At 52.1% G+C, this 17,047-nt stretch carries 16 protein-coding genes, 1 tRNA gene and 2 pseudogenes; 13 read left to right on the forward strand and 6 right to left on the reverse strand.

All coding sequences use genetic code 11. The features are described from left to right. Window positions 1-59: 59 nt before the first annotated feature. A complete protein-coding gene (locus QF045_RS03845) occupies window positions 60-632 on the forward strand; it encodes an RNA polymerase sigma factor (RefSeq protein WP_306491115.1) in 573 nt (190 codons plus the stop codon). Then, window positions 629-1,231: a hypothetical protein gene (locus QF045_RS03850; protein WP_306491116.1), complete on the forward strand. Its 603-nt coding sequence runs from the start codon at window positions 629-631 to the stop codon at window positions 1,229-1,231. Before QF045_RS03845 ends, QF045_RS03850 begins: the two co-directional genes overlap by 4 nt. 244 nt (window positions 1,232-1,475) lie before the next feature. On the opposite strand, the pseudogene QF045_RS03855 reads toward QF045_RS03850, so the two are convergent. Then, window positions 1,476-1,695, reverse strand: a pseudogene (locus tag QF045_RS03855) (hypothetical protein). 545 nt (window positions 1,696-2,240) lie between these two features. Here QF045_RS03855 and QF045_RS03860 point away from each other — a divergent pair. Then, the gene (locus tag QF045_RS03860; protein ID WP_306491117.1) at window positions 2,241-2,774 is read left to right on the forward strand and encodes a Pycsar system effector family protein; all 534 of its coding nucleotides are present in this window, start codon (window positions 2,241-2,243) and stop codon (window positions 2,772-2,774) included. Window positions 2,775-2,789: 15 nt separating this feature from the next. Here the strand turns inward: QF045_RS03860 and QF045_RS03865 are convergent, their stop codons facing one another. Next, window positions 2,790-4,076: an adenylate/guanylate cyclase domain-containing protein gene (locus tag QF045_RS03865; RefSeq protein ID WP_306491118.1), complete on the reverse strand. Its 1,287-nt coding sequence runs from the start codon at window positions 4,074-4,076 to the stop codon at window positions 2,790-2,792. Between the two features lie 652 nt (window positions 4,077-4,728). On the opposite strand from QF045_RS03865, the gene QF045_RS03870 reads away from it, so the two are divergent. The 5 genes from QF045_RS03870 to QF045_RS03890 all read left to right on the forward strand — a co-directional run bounded on the left by QF045_RS03870 (window position 4,729) and on the right by QF045_RS03890 (window position 11,038). Continuing rightward, a complete protein-coding gene (locus QF045_RS03870) occupies window positions 4,729-5,073 on the forward strand; it encodes a hypothetical protein (RefSeq protein ID WP_306491119.1) in 345 nt (114 codons plus the stop codon). 1,258 nt (window positions 5,074-6,331) lie between these two features. After that, window positions 6,332-7,207 (forward strand): serine protease, encoded by an 876-nt coding sequence (locus tag QF045_RS03875; protein WP_306491120.1) that lies wholly within the window; start codon window positions 6,332-6,334, stop codon window positions 7,205-7,207. Between the two features lie 10 nt (window positions 7,208-7,217). Then, window positions 7,218-7,478, forward strand: a complete 261-nt coding sequence (locus QF045_RS03880; protein WP_223023322.1) for a hypothetical protein — start codon at window positions 7,218-7,220, stop codon at window positions 7,476-7,478. 1 nt (window position 7,479) lies between these two features. Further along, complete coding sequence (locus QF045_RS03885) at window positions 7,480-8,574, forward strand: AAA family ATPase (protein WP_306491121.1); 1,095 nt, start codon at window positions 7,480-7,482, stop codon at window positions 8,572-8,574. Continuing rightward, on the forward strand, window positions 8,498-11,038 hold the full coding sequence (locus QF045_RS03890; protein WP_306491122.1) for a S8 family peptidase: 2,541 nt from the start codon (window positions 8,498-8,500) through the stop codon (window positions 11,036-11,038). The genes QF045_RS03885 and QF045_RS03890 overlap by 77 nt, the downstream gene beginning before the upstream one ends. Window positions 11,039-11,298: 260 nt before the next feature. Here QF045_RS03890 and QF045_RS03895 read toward each other — a convergent pair whose 3' ends face one another. From QF045_RS03895 to QF045_RS03910, 4 genes and pseudogenes are all read right to left on the reverse strand, one after another. Then, window positions 11,299-11,445, reverse strand: coding sequence for a hypothetical protein (locus QF045_RS03895; RefSeq protein WP_306491123.1), 147 nt, complete (start codon window positions 11,443-11,445; stop codon window positions 11,299-11,301). Window positions 11,446-11,510: 65 nt separating this feature from the next. Further along, window positions 11,511-12,374, reverse strand: coding sequence for a chromosome segregation protein SMC (locus tag QF045_RS03900; RefSeq protein ID WP_306491124.1), 864 nt, complete (start codon window positions 12,372-12,374; stop codon window positions 11,511-11,513). A gap of 225 nt (window positions 12,375-12,599) precedes the next feature. Continuing rightward, window positions 12,600-13,702 (reverse strand): annotated as a pseudogene (locus tag QF045_RS03905) (DUF927 domain-containing protein); the annotation flags it as partial. Between the two features lie 66 nt (window positions 13,703-13,768). Next, a tRNA-Arg gene (locus QF045_RS03910) sits at window positions 13,769-13,845 on the reverse strand. Window positions 13,846-14,041: 196 nt separating this feature from the next. On the opposite strand from QF045_RS03910, the gene QF045_RS03915 reads away from it, so the two are divergent. From QF045_RS03915 to QF045_RS03935, 5 genes are all read left to right on the forward strand, one after another. Next, window positions 14,042-14,758 carry a Crp/Fnr family transcriptional regulator gene (locus QF045_RS03915; protein WP_306491125.1) on the forward strand — a complete coding sequence of 239 codons (717 nt, stop codon included), beginning with the start codon at window positions 14,042-14,044 and terminating at the stop codon, window positions 14,756-14,758. An 87-nt stretch (window positions 14,759-14,845) separates the two neighbouring features. Beyond that, complete coding sequence (locus QF045_RS03920) at window positions 14,846-15,388, forward strand: RNA polymerase sigma factor (protein ID WP_306491126.1); 543 nt, start codon at window positions 14,846-14,848, stop codon at window positions 15,386-15,388. A 103-nt stretch (window positions 15,389-15,491) separates the two neighbouring features. Further along, complete coding sequence (locus tag QF045_RS03925) at window positions 15,492-15,719, forward strand: RebB family R body protein (RefSeq protein ID WP_003187543.1); 228 nt, start codon at window positions 15,492-15,494, stop codon at window positions 15,717-15,719. 18 nt (window positions 15,720-15,737) lie between these two features. Beyond that, a complete protein-coding gene (locus tag QF045_RS03930) occupies window positions 15,738-16,310 on the forward strand; it encodes a hypothetical protein (RefSeq protein ID WP_306491127.1) in 573 nt (190 codons plus the stop codon). Between the two features lie 82 nt (window positions 16,311-16,392). Continuing rightward, window positions 16,393-17,019, forward strand: coding sequence for a hypothetical protein (locus tag QF045_RS03935; RefSeq protein WP_306491128.1), 627 nt, complete (start codon window positions 16,393-16,395; stop codon window positions 17,017-17,019). Window positions 17,020-17,047 lie beyond the last annotated feature (28 nt).

The raw sequence follows: 17,047 nt of genomic DNA on the forward strand, positions 1-17,047 counted from the left end.
GCAAGCCCCTTCCCACCGTTAATCCTGATTCGGCTGACAAAAGGAGTTCACCCCACCCCATGGCCGTCCCAGATGACCCACCCAGCGACGAATCGCTGCTGGCCCGCTACCGAAGCGGTGACGCCAGCGCATTCGAAGCCCTGTACGCACGGCACCGCCAAGGCCTGTACCGTTTCCTCGTGTCCCTGTGCAACAAAGCGGAGCTTGCCGAGGAAATCTACCAGGACACCTGGCTCAGCCTGATCCGCAGCACCACCCAGCCACAGGGCCGAGCGAGTTTTCGTACGTGGTTGTTCCAGATCGCGCGCAACCGCCTGATCGACCACTGGCGCAAGCACGGCATTCACAACCCGCTGCACGACAGCTACGACGAGCAGCTGCACGCCCAGGCCGACGACAGCGCTGGCCCCGAGCAACACCTGAGCCTGAGCCGCGACCAGGCGCGCCTCGACGCCGCCGTGCAAAACCTGCCCGAAGACCAGCGCGAAGTCTTCCTGCTGCGCCTGCACGGCGAGCTCGAAGTCCCGCAAATCGCCACCCTCACCGGCGCCCCGCTGGAAACCGTGAAAAGCCGCCTGCGCTACGCCCTGCAAAAACTGCGGCGCCTGCTGGCCGAGGAGGTAACCGTATGACTGACACCCGACCCACCCCAGACGACGAACTGCTCCAGCACTACCGTCAATACACCACCGGCGAACCGCCCGCGTCCCTCGACGCCTTCATCCTCAACACCGCCCGCCGCGAAGCCCCGACACCGCAACCGAGCCTGTGGCAACGCTGGCTGCACGCCTGCCAACGCCCACGCTGGCAAATGGCATTCGCCACCGTCGCAGGTATAGCGCTGATGATCGGCGTGATCACCCGCTCCCCCGTGCCGCAGCCGGACGTCTCCCCCGCGACATTCTCCGCCCTGCGCCACGAAGAAGCCGCCCAGCCAGCGCCGCAAGCGCTTTCCGCACCTGCGCCAATGGCCCGAATGGCCGCGGCGCCCAGGCTTGAACGCGCACCGGCTCAGGCTGAAACCGCAGATGCACTGACGGCCCCGCCAGCGGTAAAGCTCAGCAAAGCCGCGCCGGTGGCATTGCCATCTTTGGAGCAGGAGCTGCAGGCCATCGTGAGGTTGCGTGAGGCGGGAGAGAGCAAGGCGGCTGATGAGAAGCTGCTGGCGCTGCATAAGCGCTTTCCGGAGGAGGATTTGCCGGGGAGGTTGGAGGCGTTGCGGAAGCGTTGAAGTGACAGCCACAAAAAAAGCCCCAGGTCTTTCGACCTGGGGCTTTTTTATTCATATCTGGTGCCCCGGCGTCGTTTGAACTGGGCAGTAATATGCCCGTATTTATTGGGTGTGTTTGGTGGTGCTTCGGTTAGGCATACATGTGGGCATACACGGCGCTTCCGTCTGGCCACCTTTTCGAGGTATCCACGTAGGGTAAAGCAACACAAAATGGTTGCTGATTTGTTGCCATCCGGCTTAGTGGTTACTTCTTCGTTCGACCTTCTGCCGCCAGTGAGGGAGCGCAAGGGCGATACTCCTGCATTTCCATCCAGGGTATCCAGTGCCCCTCGAATGTTCTGTGCCACTTCTTTAGATCCTCTTTGCTCAACCCAGTTTGACAGCTCCTCGATAGCTGCCCCCAGGGCCAGTTGGTTTTCATTCATGCGCTTGAGCAATGACGCAAGCCAAGGGGTGTCTTCCATGATGTTCTCCCGCCCTGTTATCAGGTAGTCAATCTACCTCTAGCCAGTAGCATTGCATATCAGCTGTCCTTACCACCTAGTGACCAGAAATCACGCCGACCATCTTGATTCCCTAGGTGCGAAGTTGCATGGACTTGCCCACCCATTTGCATTCGACTTGACCAATCGTTTGCATCGGATGCGACCAGCACACTGGGTGGCCTTGATCGGCAGAAAACGGCCATCTGTAGTCGTTGGCGAATGATTGCATTGGGGGGCGGTTCTTCAATACGGGCTTGGCATCCAGCGTCCCCCTTCCCTGCCGTCCATTTATATGGTCAAGCGGCGCCCTTATTCTCGTAGCTTCGTGGGGGGGGGGCTGACGAAGATGTCTACTTTTTAGGTACACCAGATATCACTGAACGTGTCGACTCTGTGTCACAGATTCTTTACCATCTTGGGCGATTCTGATCCGCTCTGTGACTACTCTGTCCCCTCAGTGCCGTGTACTGTCGCCCAGGAATGATTGAACGGAATTCATCGATACGACCAAAGAGGGAAGTAACGTGTCGGATAGCGAAAAAAAGATAAAAAACCAATTTGAGACTCTTAAGCGAATTGATACCTATATCGGTACAACAAATACTAAATGCACCATTATCATGTCGTATTGTGCGGCAGCTACTGCATTCATATTTACGCTGTTGGCAAAACTAAGTCCAGCTGGCGTAAGCGTCCAATTGATGGTCGCGATCGGTGTGTTTTCAGTCTTAAGCCTGGCTTTCGCTATATGGTGCATGGTATTAGCTACGCTTACCATCTTCCCCATGACATTTAGTAAGCCGGGATCTCCAAAGGGAACATCACTAATATTTTACGGTGACATTGCCTCTATTAGCAGCGGGGAGATTTATTCGCAGCAAGTTCAGAAAGCCAACGACGAGGAATTCCTAAAAGACCTCAATGGGCAGGTTTACACACTCGCATTAATTGCTTCGAATAAGTTTTCCCGTATAAAATTCGTAACTATAATTCTTATGGCCCACTTCGGATGTATGGCAGCTGTTTTGGTCGGCGCACTTATCTACTACCTATTTTAGCGATTTGGGCGGGGGTCACCCAATATAGACGCTATATTTTTGCTCTGGGATGGTAAGTAAACCATCCTCCAGCACAGATACGTACATGTGGTGTAATCCTACATAAGCTGTATTTTCCCATTGTCTCGCAAAGTACTCACCACTTTCACGCCGTCTTGCAGCTACTGGAGTTTGGTGGTTTCCCTTACCATCTATTGAGGCGGCTTGGGAACCGTTATTCTCGACTCTGAAAATGACTTTGATATCGTCTGAATTTGTGCGAGGTCGGACGAGGGCCTTGAATTCAATACCATGCGTTAACGGTACAGCGCGGGAACATTTGAAATAGTGGTCATCTGAGACGTCATCGCTACGGCGCTTCAACGTGCTGGAAATTTTAACTGGCTGATCCAAGTCCTCCTCAAATGGTAGAAGCCCACTATAGTTATTTTGAGAAAGCACATACTGCCGATAATTCATTGGCTTTTTGTTAGCGTCCGTGTAATTTGGTGTGACGTAGGGCTCTAATATTTTCTCACCTCCTTTGGTAGACCTACGAACTTCGATTACTTCGTCGTGTAACCCGAGAAGGTCTACCACAGACTGCCCGAGCATCACACGATTCCTTGGAGCGCTTTGTTGTAGTTTTGCTGCGACGTCAACGTGGAAGGACGTAGCTGTTACTTCAGAGACACCTGAGTAACCGTACATCCCCCAAAGTACGTGAGTGTGTGAGCCATAATCCACGCCTACTCTGATACCAACATCCTCCGCCAAGCCACGCTCTCTGAGCTGCGGGACTACCTCCTCACGGATGAATTGGACGAGGACAGCGCCGCAATTTATAGCGTCAATGGCGCTATTTCGCTCGTTACCGTTGCCTCTGAAGAATGCCAAAATGGCATCACCCATAATGCGATGCACATGGCCGTCAAAAGCCATTACACATTCGATTGCGCACTTGATTATCTGATTTTTGAAGTAAAAAACCAAATCTGGAGTATAAAAAACACCTAGCCGCGTGGAACCTTGGATATCCACAAACAGAGATGTTACAAAACCGTTCTCTTTTTCACCACTATCAACAAGATGATTGAAGTCTGGATGTCCGCCGATGACAGCTTTCTTTACTCCTGGCTTACCGTAAAGTTTTCTGAGATTGTTTTGAATATTATAATCATGCTTGTCTTGAAATGTTTCGATACCTGTAATTGACTCTGTGGAAATTGACTCATGCATCCCCCTCTGCACGCTTGCGCTATCCATTGCAGCAGATTTAATAATGGTCGGAGACATCTCAAAAGACCCAAAAATACTCTTCATCCGTGACACTGGCAGTACCTCTATCTCGTAAATAGCTAAACTTGAGAAAAAACTTACGCAGGGTGGCAAATTAATATCACATTCGTCAAGCCGCCACAAATTTCGAAAAAAGAATTTTTATCATAGGTTTGTTGTGAAAGGCCTGTACAAGGTTTTTGGCATCTTCCCCTGTGGTGGCAGGTGCTCGTTATAACCATGTGCACCCAGGGGCAGAATCAAGCTGACACATGGATCTCGGGGCTTGCCCCAAAGACATTTACGGAAGCTGCCGCCCATCACTCATAGCAATGCCCCCGAATCAGCGCTAGGCTAAATGGTAGGCTTTGCCTGCGGCGTTGCAGGAGGCTGCTCAATCGAGGCTATCATCATGATCAAAGATGGCGTTGGTAACATCGCGGCTGCATCAGTGAACTCCGCTTTGGACACAGTTCTAATATTGACAGCTGCTGCCAATCCACAGCCTCCGCGGTCGAGGCGTCGCGGATACTGACGATCGAATCCGTGCGAAATCTTCTGGAGCAGCAGCTTGGGAACAAAAGCGCATCCGTGATCACACACAAGCTAGCTACCTCAACTGTGGTATGCGTTCCCGCGCCATTGAGCTGCACACCGAAAGCAGTAAGCGCAGTAGGACTAGGTAGGCTGTAAAAATATGATCACTACAGTGAACCAAGATGATTGCTTAATCTATTTCGTCGTCGTGCATGGCATTGACATTGAGACCTACGAACGACTGGCCGTTCACTTCGAATGTCGTCGTGGCGGCATGCGAGTGACGGATGGAAGCCGGTATATCTCTATCCCAGTCACGATGGTTGCCTTAGGGGACACCCTTGCTTGGGTCAAAACCGAACTCGGTGGGCGCTACTGTGAGCTGTATTTAATAGTGTGCGTCGCAACCAAATTGTCTTGGAGCGAGGTTGTCATCAACTCTGAGATAGCTTTGCTCGCTGGTCAAGCTGGTGCGGCGATTAAGGTTGCTTTTAAGCGAGCGTGATTTCATCTCTGCAGTATCCACATTGGGTCGACTTCTGCCAATCAGGGCCACCCAGTGTGCTGGTCAAATCCGATGCGAACGACTTGCCAAGTCGAATGCAAATGAGTGGGCAAGTGCAATGCAAATGGTTGGTCAGGTTGAGTGCAATTACCCACCCCCTCCAAAACTGGTGTAACCGGTGTTACGAGTGCAACGCTCTTCACCAAACGCCCGGTTTCATTGGCTTTCATGCCTGTTACACAGTCGGGCGACATAGCGTACCTCCGATGTAACGCTGCCACTGCGTGTAACGCTAAGGTCAGCATCCGGGTTTTGTGAGCAGGCGCTTTGCGCTCAAGCCTACCAAGCGAATTTCGCGGGCTCCGCCTTTCGATGAGAGGAAATCGCGCTGGGGACCCTGAGAGTTTTAGCTTTACACGGGGCATGAAACCCGCGGGACCGCGTTAGCGGCAGCCGTGCCAGCTTACTGAAATTTCAATGTTGAAATTGAAAGGATCTTGAAGAAAAGGGGGTATCGTTACCGTATTGGTAATGGTGTACGCAGAGGAGCCAAACGGTAGGGCAAATGCACAGGTGAACTGGAGTTCACCTGTTCACTAAGCTGGGTAACTATCCGCTAACACGATCCTGCGGGTTTCCTACCCCGTATTCAAAGGAATGCCCCAGGGGGCCCCGTGTTTTCTCAAGCGGCCATGCATTTCGCTGGAGGATATAGCGTTTCCAGGGTGCAGGGGCTACCCCCCTCGGAGTAGTGTTACCGCTGTTAAAGGTGTAAAAACTCATAAGTACATGTATTTAAAGCGATTTTTAAGTGGTCAAGCGCTCATGCTTTGTTAATAAGGAGTGCTACTTCCATGGTAGGTGTAACGCGGAAAAAAGAGAAGACTGGCTCGACATCGCCCTTATTTAGTCGCTCGGTTCGTAGCCGGTACGATTTTGGTATTAGCCTCGGCGCACCCCGAACCCCACACTACTCACGTTGGCCTGAGCGCAGAATCCTTGAGCGAGCTTCATCAGACTGAAGCAGACTGCCGATGGGTGATCACCCCGAGTGAAATTTATCTGCATTTTCTGACATTGATTCTGTGATGATGTCGAGCAATGCTAGGATAAGCAGGTAGATGAGTGTTGACGGACGCTGCCAAAGCAGATATCACCGGGCCTCCAATGCACCTAATTTCCTGCTGAGTTACACAGGTAATTAATATTAACTTGCTAAGTGTATACATAAGATCTTTAATAACCACGGGTGGATAAAATGAGTTCGCGTTATGATAGGGATATTTATAGTGACTCGCCAATGCTAGAGGTTGCGGCTGTGCAGAAAACCAAGTTGTGTGAGGGAGATGTCGGTGCGCTACCCGATCATACACAAGGCTGCTCCTCCGATAAGTTAATTGTCCGTGGTAAGCAGGATGCTTCTTTAGTGTCTAAAATTTCTTTTGGGCAAAGTCTACTAGTTCCGGGACATGATCGGCGATCACGAATTTTGGATACGACTTTCGATCCGTGGCGAAAAATTTGCGCGCTGGAAATTACGTCAAAAGATGGTGATTCATTTATCGGCACAGGTTGGATCGCGGGCCCTCGACTAATTATTACTGCTGGTCACTGTGTTTTTAATAGCTCCTATGGTGGATGGATGGAGAGTATCGAGGTCATACCCGGTCGTGATGGTGATTCCGAACCATTTGGACGATATAGGTCTAAGCTTTTGTGTTCAATGGAAAGGTGGACCTCTGCCGGTGATGAAAATTACGATATTGGTGCGATAATACTCTCTGACGACTTAGATAGTCGCTTAGGGTCCTTCTCCTTTGGTTTCTATCCGGATCTCCAATTAAAAACGCAAATGGTGAATATTTCCGGATATCCTATCTGTGGTGTTGGTGAGGAGCAGATGCATCACTCCAATAGAATTTGCTCCGTTACTGATCATAAGATCTATTATGATGTTGATACAGAAGGTGGGCAGAGTGGTTCTCCTATTTGGATGTATCAAAAAGATTTAATTACTCCGGTGGTCATTGGGGTTCATAGCAATGGTGCTGGTACGAGACTGAATGCAAATTCGGGGGTTAGAATAACTCCGGTTTTGGTCGATAAGATCTCTGAGTGGCGTACGCGTCAGTAAAGGTGCGACGATGAAATCGAAAATGATTTGTGGGTGTGTTGTGGATGATATGGGACACCCTGTGAAGGGAGCTTTCGTGATGGTGGAGAGTTCAGATATTCCTGCGAAGGATATAGCGATTATTACGAATGAGCGGGGCGTTTTTAGACTAGAGTTACCTGGTGGGGACTGTTGTATTTCCGCAGTGACGAAGTCAGGAATGAAGGGTGTGAAGAAAATATCAAAATACGCATCCTCTAATGTTACGCCAACAATCTGCGTGCATAACTGATATGGCAAGAAGCGATCTTGTTGTGAAGCTTGCCCAGGCTGGTTTGGGTGGAGATAAAGCCTCAGTTAGACGTGTAGTCGAAGCTATAGTCTCTGAGGAGAGCTCTAGACAACACCATATTTATGCGCAGAAGCTTACTGATGTACTTCGGACCGCGAGGTGGGCCGATCCTGGGGAACCTGCGGGAAGAACTACTGCATTCTCATATGGAGGTGGAGGCGCTTCTTCGAAGGAATCAGCTCAAGATCTATACTCAGAGGTGATCTCGACTAGAGGTATTTCGAATTTATATCTGTCTCCCGAAGTTGGTTTGGTATGTGCGGAATTGATTGAAGAGCACCAGCGTGCGAATTTGTTACGCTCATTTGCCGTTGAGCCGCGTAGTAAGATTTTGTTAACCGGCCCTCCAGGTAACGGTAAAACTAGTTTGGCTGGTGCTTTGGCTTATGAGTTAGGCTTGCCTTTCTTTGTAATGCGCTATGAAAGAATCATTGGTAGTTATCTCGGTGAAACTGCTTCGCGACTTCAAGCCGCGTTTGATTTTTTTAAAACACGTCCGTGTGTAGTGTTCTTTGATGAGTTTGATGCTATTGGTAAAGAAAGATCCGATATGCATGACGCGGGTGAAATAAAAAGGATCGTTAGTACACTGCTTCTCCAAGTAGATGATCTACCTTCGTATAATGTATTCGTTGCAGCAACGAATCATCCTGAGTTGATTGATAGGGCTGCTTGGCGCCGATTTCAAATTCATGCCAATCTGGTTTCCCCAACACCTGACCAAATTCATAAATGCTTGGAAGAATTTGAAGTCTTGGTTGGTGAGCGTTTTGATGTGCTGATAGATGATTTTGTCGGTTTGCTAGCGGGTAAAAGTTTTTCCGATATCGAACAGGTTTTGCTTGATATTAGACGGAAGTTGATTCTTTCAGAGGGGCGGTTGAGTCTCAGGTCGATTGTCAAACAACGCCTGTCGCTGACTCAGCCTAGTATTTCGACTAAGGACAATCGTAAACATCATGGAAAAGCTCCCGCTGCTGATTCTAAATCCACCAAAGCAAGACGCTCGCCTGAAGGGCAGTCCGAAATTTTTTAGCATTACGACACCTAGCTCTAACCGCCAGGGCGCTAGATTGGGACCAAAATTTGATACTCTAAGGCGATATTCTGAAACCCCTATATCTAGTGGAACTATTTCGGATGGTACGGATGGTTTGCATCCTGAGAAAGCAATTGTATTTGAATTGGCCCAGTCCAAGCAGGAATTTAAGAGGGCCGCTGAGAAAATTGGATTAACTTGGGTTGACGAAGCGGACTTTTCTTATGAGAGTGATGAAGACTTTTATGATAAAAATAAACCTAACAAGCCTATGGAAGGGCGGCTATATTTAACCGTTCCAAACCAGCGAGCAATTGAGGAGTTACTGAGGCTTTGGACGCTTTATAGTTCTGGTAAAGGACTTCCTAGAGGGTATGGAGATTGGGATAAACTATTTTCTCATTTAATAGATATCCGTTCATGGGGAGCCCAAGATAGACTTACACCTGAGGCGGCGAAGTATATATCTGACTTGGATGGGGAAAGTGATGATGAAGTTAATTTTGAAGTAGAGCTGGTATTCTACGCCTCTGAAGATCGAGCCTTAGCGGCCGAGCAAGCTCTTCTAAAAAAACTTAAAATTGAGTCTGCCAAGCTACTGGATACGTCTTATATACCTGAAATAAGATACCATGCTCTTCTAATATCTATAACTCATGCGAGTGCACGGAAGCTTCTTGGTTTTGAGTCGGGAATTTTAAATTTTGAGGAGGTTGCATATTTACGACCTCAAGCAATGAGTATGTCATCGTCTGAGCCTGAAGATGCAGAGCAGATTGCTGAAACTTCTGAAGAACTGTCATTGCAATATCCTGTAGCAGCATTGTTTGATGGTGTCGTAGTTCAAAATCATGAGCTTTTGAAGGGGCGTCTTGTTATCGATGATGGCGAAGACCTAGAAAGAACATCGCCAGTCCATACCCGGCATCATGGAACCGCTATGGCATCACTAATCCTGCATGGTGATATTGCGAAAGAAGAGAGCGCCTTACCTCGAAAGCTATATGTTCAATATTTATTAGCAGCAACACAGGAGTCCTCGGTCGAGACCACTCCGACCTCTCGTTTGTTACTTGACGTCATTTACTCTGCGGTAGTGCGTTTAAAACAAGCCCCTAAAGAATTAGGGGGTGAAGTTTTTGTTGTTAATATTTCTTTAGGTGATGTGAATCGACCGTTTACAGGTCAGATGAGTGCTTGGGGTAGACTAATAGATTATCTTTCGTGGAAATATAATTTATTGTTTATTATTAGTGCGGGGAATATTGCGGATGGTCTATCTCTCACTACGATCAAACAGCCGGTGCAGCTTACTAGGTTGACGGATGACGAGAGGCACCTGCTTTTCGTTACAGCGGTTCAAGCTAAAATGGCTCACCGAACCATATTTTCACCAGCGGAAGCAATTAACGCCCTCACTGTGGGTGCTAGTCATTCTGACGGCTGCAAAGCGATTCCTAGTCCATATCTTATAGAGCCATTTTCGAGTGAGAAGTTCCCAAGTCTGATATCTGGCCTAGGACTAGGCTACAAGCAAGCGGTTAAGCCTGAGGTGCTTAACTGTGGCGGAAGAGCTTTATACTCCTACGCTGCAAACGCTGATGGACTTCTGCTTGTGCCTGGTAGAGCAGGTCGTTATTTTGGGCAGCAAGTCGCGGGTGTTTCAACTTCCATTGATGTAGTGCGTACAATTGGGACGAGTAACTCGGCCGCTCTGGCAACTAGAGCCGCCGTAATTATTCATGATGAATTAAAGAGCCAATTCTCCGCTAAAGAGTTTGCGCATCTTGGAGACTTTTTACCTTCAATTGTAAAAGGTCTAATTGTCCATTCCGCTAGTTGGGGGAGTGCCGGCGTATTCCTTGAAGGGGCCTTAGAACCGAGAAGTGGTAGGTTATGGAAGAATCGTCGTTCTAACATCACTCGTTTCCTAGGCTATGGCAAGATTGATCTCTCTCGAGTACTCGAATGTACTGAGCATCGAGTTACTATGCTTGGTGTAGGCACTTTACAAAGTGACGATGCAGAGTTGTTCAGTTTTCCCGTGCCGAAGTCATTGTCTGGCAGAAAGGATGAAAGAAAGCTGGTTGTGACTCTAGCGTGGCTGAGTCCTACTAAGCCCGCAGAGCAGTTTTATAAAGATGCTCTGTTAGATTTTGTTACTGAGGATACCAATGGCTCGCCAATTGGCGTTTATCGGGTGCCTGCGAATCAGCCTCCATCAGATACTTCTCGCCGCGGAACAGTTATTCATGAAATTTATCAAGGAGAAGATGCCGTTCCGATTGGTGATGATGATGTTTTACGTATTAGGGTTGAGTGTCGAACACAGAGCGCTGGAACATTGCCTTCCATACCTTACGCCTTGACTGTTACTTTTGAGGTGGATAGCACGATAAACGCAAATGTATATTCGGAGATTAGAGATAAAATCAAGTTATCTTCGCGCGTGAAAATCTAAACTTTTAGTTGTGTTGTTGTCGCGGGGCGTATTGCGCACGTTAGATTAGAGTAATAATTTCGTGTGGGCGATAATCAACTAATTGGCCGTACTTTTGCTCTGTTTTATGATGTCAAAGGTATAGGGGGAAAGGGCCGCAAGGCCCTTTTCTTTGCTGTGGTTTTAATTGTTGCATATCTGAATATGACTATTTAATAGTGTTGCGGCTTACAGGGTCATAGTTGCAGTCGCACTTTAACGTGCTTTCGCTGTAGCTTATTTTATTTTAATAAATTTTTGGTGAGCTCTTGGGGCGTTCTGATCTTTCCAGCCTTTATGTCGACAACTTTAATTAAGGCAGTCAAGTTTTCTTTACGTGATTTCAGGGTATCGCTCCAACTCGCACTGTTTCGGATTTTAGCGGTCATAATCTATATCCTGACGTGGTTTTAAACAGCCCACATACGTAGGCTGTCTCATGTCTCTTGGCGCTTTACAACGAAAGAACGTCTTGCAAGGTGTGCTTATGAGAGAGCTCCGACAATTCACGGCTGCCCCATGCGTCGAAGCCTTCACCTTCTTTTGGAAGCACCAATCTCCTCAGGCTGATTTGATCGCCACCCAGCATCTTTTCAACAGCCCACAGCTTGCCTCCTGCATCCATTAGCGCTTCCGCTTTTTCGTTCCACTGTTCTTCCAACACCGTCTGTGCCAGGAGCATGGCTGTCCGTTCGATGGCATTGTGTTCTTTTTGAGCCTCAACCATGTGCAGGTCGACGATGACCATTTCCTGTTCCAGCGCTACAACGATCAAGCGCTTGCGACGATTGTGCTCGGTTGCAGTCGTGAGGTTTTTCGCAGTCTTTTGCGCTTCAGCATTGGGGTTCTTTTCGCCCTCGGTGTCGCCCCACGCCACAGCTTGAGCATAGGCGGTAGCTGCATCTGTTTCGGCCTGTCGGGCTTTTGCCATGTCCTCAGCCGCTTGCTTCTGGATCTGCTCCAAACGGGTACTGAGGCTGCTCCGCTTTTCGTTGAGCTCCTGCTTGTCGGCTTTCCAGTTCGCCATCGATTCGGTGTAGCCCGCCATCAATGTCTCGTGATTAAGGAGCTCATGTCGGCTAATCTGATTAGTAACAACGGCGGCCTGATGCTTTCGAGAGTTGTAAGGGATTTTCAGGGTGTTGTACTGTTTGCGAGTTTCGTAAAGTCGATCAGCATCCAGCGTCTCCTCATTCTCTAGGGGTGCCTCCAGCGGAGCGATCTCGATATACATCTGTTCGACTTCACTCAGGTATTTTCCCTCTCGACTTTCAGTTTTTCGATCTCGCCCAGCAGCAGCTGTTTCTTGACGCAACACCCGGTCGCTTCACTGTTATCCGAAAAATCCTGTGCGAGCTCTGTAGCTTTACGGCTTTCCAGCTCAGCTCGGTTAATAGTTCACGTTGTTCTGTGGATGCTTGAAATTCGTTCATGTGTCATGTTCATTAAAATTTGGGTTTGGGTTTGGGTTTGGGTTTGGGTTTGCTGAGCGCCTGGCGAGGCCGGGATTGAGCCAGCGCTACCTCGATCGTCAGAGAGGCTTTCAGGCAGCCCGGTCGCTGCTCTCATCCGTACCTGGAATCGTCTTCAAGATGTAGCAGCGCTGCTGTCCCAGACCGGGTAACCGAACCAGGCTCGATGCCTTGCCGTCGCTGGCCGGTTGCAACACGCCTCGTTGCAGCAGCTCCTTGTTCACCGCGCTGATGTTCGTGCCCTTGAAGATCTCGGCCCTCCTCGCTTTAGGCAGTACGTAGTAGGTATTGGTGGTGTGTAGGGCATCACCCATGCCGTGTTCCAGGGTCTTGCGAAAACCCGGCCGGTCAATCGTGCGTGGGCCGTGCTCATCGATCTTGGCGGCTGCAGATTCCCAGCGGGTAAAGCGGCTTTCTCCAAAGCGCTCAATGACCTGCCTCAGTCGCGCCAAAATCGCATCGTCCTCGAAGTTACTGGCGCCGCCACGCTCGGCTAGCGACGCATGCAGACACACCCGTGCGGCGGTCTCGGCTGTGCCGTCCGGATTCGCTACTCGGGCCTTGAGCGCATCGGAGGGGGCGGCAGCGTCCTCAAAACCATTCAGCACATCGAACATGCCGAGGCCTTTGCTGGCACGGCGAGCATGCGTACCTCCATACCGGCTTTGAGCTCCTTGTTTGCATCTGCCATGTGCTGCGCCAACGTCTTCTCGCCGGTCGAGAGAAACAGCAAGCGCCACTCCTGCACCTGTCGGCCCGCTCGTCCTCGATCATTCGCCCGGGCCTAGCCGGTGCCGTTGCCGAGCATGTAGACCGTCTCGCCGATAATGCGCGGATCGCACATGCCTATTTCAGCCAGCACGAGGAGGCCGTCTGAGTGTGCAGCGGCGATGGACTCCAGAGCGTTATCTGTCGAGCGCCACGAACGCACCAGGCGCGGCCCGCCATAGACCGAGGCGGCGACCTGCAAGTGGGTGGTCTTGCCACCGGAGCTGTAGTCGTAAAGGTGGACGCCGCCCGACTCATGCCCGACTGGGTTCAGCTGGGGCCTTGCAAACGTCACAGAGATGACAATCGCTGAGGGGTGGTTGCCAACGCGTAGCGCGCCGGGTTCATGGCGGCCCTGGCGGGAAGTCATAGGGATAGACAGCGACGGAAAGCCAGAAACAAAAAAGCCCGCACAAGGCGGGCTTCTTTGAGGTGTTTCGTAAACTGTCTAAAACAGTCCGAAACCAGTATCTGGTGCACCCGGCGGGATTCGAACCCACGACCCCTGCCTTCGGAGGGCAGTACTCTATCCAGCTGAGCTACGGATGCTTGTGCGGGCGACATCATACCCATGTCGACCAGATGCGTCCATTCCGGCGTTTTGGCTGTCGCTGTCGGATCTTTCCGGTCAAAAAATGGCTAACTGCCAGCATTATTCACAACTCCCCGCGCTGTACGTCCCTTTGTTTGCTTTGCTCTTGTGGCTTTGAACCGCTTCCACGCCGCCATTCCCCCAGGTGAACGCATGCATTCCAAAGGAACCGTGATGCTCGATCTCCCGTTGAGACAGACCTTGCTTGCCCGCTCCGATTTGTTTCGAGGTATGCCGGAGCAGCTTTTGCGCTATGTCGCCACCCACATGGTGGAGCGCGTATTGGATGATCGCGAGTTGTTGTATTTCAAGGACGACACGCTGGAGTTCATTGCGTTGGTGGTGGAAGGCCGGATTTATTCGGTGGTGCATGGGCCGGACGGTCGAGAGCAGATCATCGGCAGTACGGGGGCGGGGCAGGTGGTGGGGGAGACGGCGTTGATCAAGGACCATGGTCGCGAGTCGTCGACCTTTGCCAGTGGCCCGACGCGTTTGTTGCAGTTGGGCAGCCGCCATTTTGCCGTGCTGTTCGAGGAGCCGGTGTTCCTGCGGCGTTTGCTGATGCTGATGATGGTGCGTTTGCTCCACGCCATCGAGTTGCTTGAGCTGGTGTGCCTGCATCGATTGGAGTCGCGTTTGGCGCGGTTTCTGTTGGCGAATATGAGCGATATCGACCTGGCGCTGGCCATGCCCAGTGTGTCGTTGCCCGCGAGCCAGGGGGTGTTGGCGTCGATGCTCAACACCAGCCGGCCCAAGCTCAATGTGCAGTTGCAACTGTGGCGCCGCACTGGCGTGATCAGCGGCAATCTGGAGCGCATGGTGATCAACGATCTGGAGCATTTGCGGCGCAAGGCGTTTGCTGTGAATTAATCGTTGCGGTGTTCCCCAGGTAACAGCGTACCCCTGTCGAGCCCTCCCACACTGGCCCTTCATCAAGGATGCACAGGAGTGCTGGCGATGGGGATGACAATTGGGTTCAAGGGCTGTAGCGGCGCCGATGATCACTTGTTCGAAGCGAGTTGGCGCGCCGTGCATGGCGAGCTCAGGCGCCGCGCCTTGCGGCGGGCCAAGGGCAATCAGGACCAGGGCCAGGAGTGGCTGTCGGCCACGGCGATCAAGGCTCTGTTGTTTTTTCGGCGCTCGCCGGAGCGTATTCGCGACCCCCAGGGGTTTCTGTTTCTGGTGCTCGATCATGTGTTTCTCGACAGCCTACGGCGTAGCAAGCGCGAGGGTCGGCTGTTCGATGATTCGGTGGATCTTGAGCACGATCACCTGGCCGCGCTTGCCGCGCCCTGCGCTTCGGTGCTGGAGCGGGTGGAATGCTATGAGCGTCTGGAACAGGTCAAGGCGCAGGTGGCGCGGTTGCCGATGTTGCAGCAGCGCTTGTTCGAAATGCGCTTTGTCGACGACCTGCCGTATCCGCAGATTGCCGCCGAGTTGCAGGTGAAGCTGCCGCTGGTGCGCAAGCGCGTGCAGCTGCTGCGCAGTGCCTTGCGCTGAGTGTGATTCACAGACCCTGGCGCGGAGCGTTCTAGTTGTATGAGCGCGTCCCGCCGCCACTATTCACGCCCAACCCTGGGTGAATGCCATCAAGGAGAGATGTATGACAGAGGTCAACAGTCAGATCACCGACGCGGTCACCCAAACCAACGTGAAGGTGGTGGCGGAAGCGCCGGCCCAGGCCATTGCGTCGCTGTACCAGGTGGCCAGCAGCGCGGCGGGCCTGTCGTTGCAGAACGCGGTCAACAGCCAGCAGGCGATGAACCAGATTTCCAATGCGGTGATCTCCAAGGCCGTGGCGCTGATCATGCAGATTGGCGAGAAGGGCTGAGGCCTGGGGAGAGCGATCATGTCGTGGTTCAGCAAAAAGAAGCCTGCCGCCCCTCAAGCAACGCCCGCCGCCGACCCGCCTGCACCGGCGCCTACTGCCCCGGCCTCGCGCTCGGTCATGGCGCGCATGAACGAGCATTTGCTCAATCAGGTGAGCGCGCCGTCATCCGACAGCACGGCGGCCCTCAACAGCCAGATCGTGCAGGCGGTGCAGTTCACCAACTCGCAGAACTTCGCCTATGCCCCGGCGCAGATCGCGGTGCCGGCCGACATGATGATCAGCCAGGCGGCCGGGTTGGTGGCGCAGGCGGCAGCGGGGTACTTCGACGGAGTCAGCAAGATTGCGCTGGCGGCCCAGGCCGTGCTGCTCCAGCAAATGACCGAGAACATCGTCAAAAACAACCTGCCGGGCGCCGCCGAAGACGCCTTGGGCGCCCTGGCCACCGACCTGCTGGTGGGCGCCGCTGCCGCTGTGGCCGCCGCTGCCGGGGCGATGGAAGCCGAGGCGGCCAGCGTGGCCATCGACAAGATCGACCAGAGCATCGCCAAGTACGCGAGCACCCTGGCCAACCGGGCCGCGCCAGCGGCCTGAACCGAGCACAGCGTTCCAGCGTTCTGCTGGAACGGTGCAACAGCAACTTGAAAGCAACTTTTCTTGAATGAGGAGCGACATCATGCAGCCTGGAGATATTATTTTTTCGGTAAAACAAGATGACGACAGCGCAACGCGGGCGTTCATCAAAGCCGGCCAACTGGTCAAGGCCAAGGTGTTCTCGCAGGACACGACCTACCTGAACGTGGTGCATCCGGCCATTGCGGTAAGCGACACGCTGGTGATCGAAAGTGTCGGCAGTGGCCTGGCCCTGACCGACCTGACCCTGGAAAAACCGCCACGCTCGGCGATGGTGTTTTCCTGTGCCGACATCGAGCTGGGCGAGGCGGCGACAGTGGCTGCCAAGCAGTTCTACTTCGACAAGATCGGCGGTGACATCCGTGGCCGCTACAGCGTGTGGAGCGCGATGATCTCGGCCTTCCGGCGCTGGACCTCCGACACCAGCCTGGTGACGCGGATCAATGAGTCCATCGACATCGGCAGCGGTTCCTTCTGTTCGCAGTTCGCGGCCAACTGCTATGAAGTGGGGAACCTCTACAACCAGGCCAACCTGCTGCCGCCACCGCCTGCCATTTTCCCTCATCAGCCCAGCGCCATCACGCCTGCGGAGTTGGCGACCTTCTGTGATTCCTCGCCTTGTTTCTATTTCTCGGGCTTCTGGCAGGACAACGTTGAGGTGCGGCTTTAGCGGCGCTGTTGCCGTTAAGCCATCGCCG

Origin of the sequence: Pseudomonas sp. W4I3, assembly GCF_030816195.1 — a bacterium.
In the GTDB taxonomy this organism is placed as follows: domain Bacteria; phylum Pseudomonadota; class Gammaproteobacteria; order Pseudomonadales; family Pseudomonadaceae; genus Aquipseudomonas.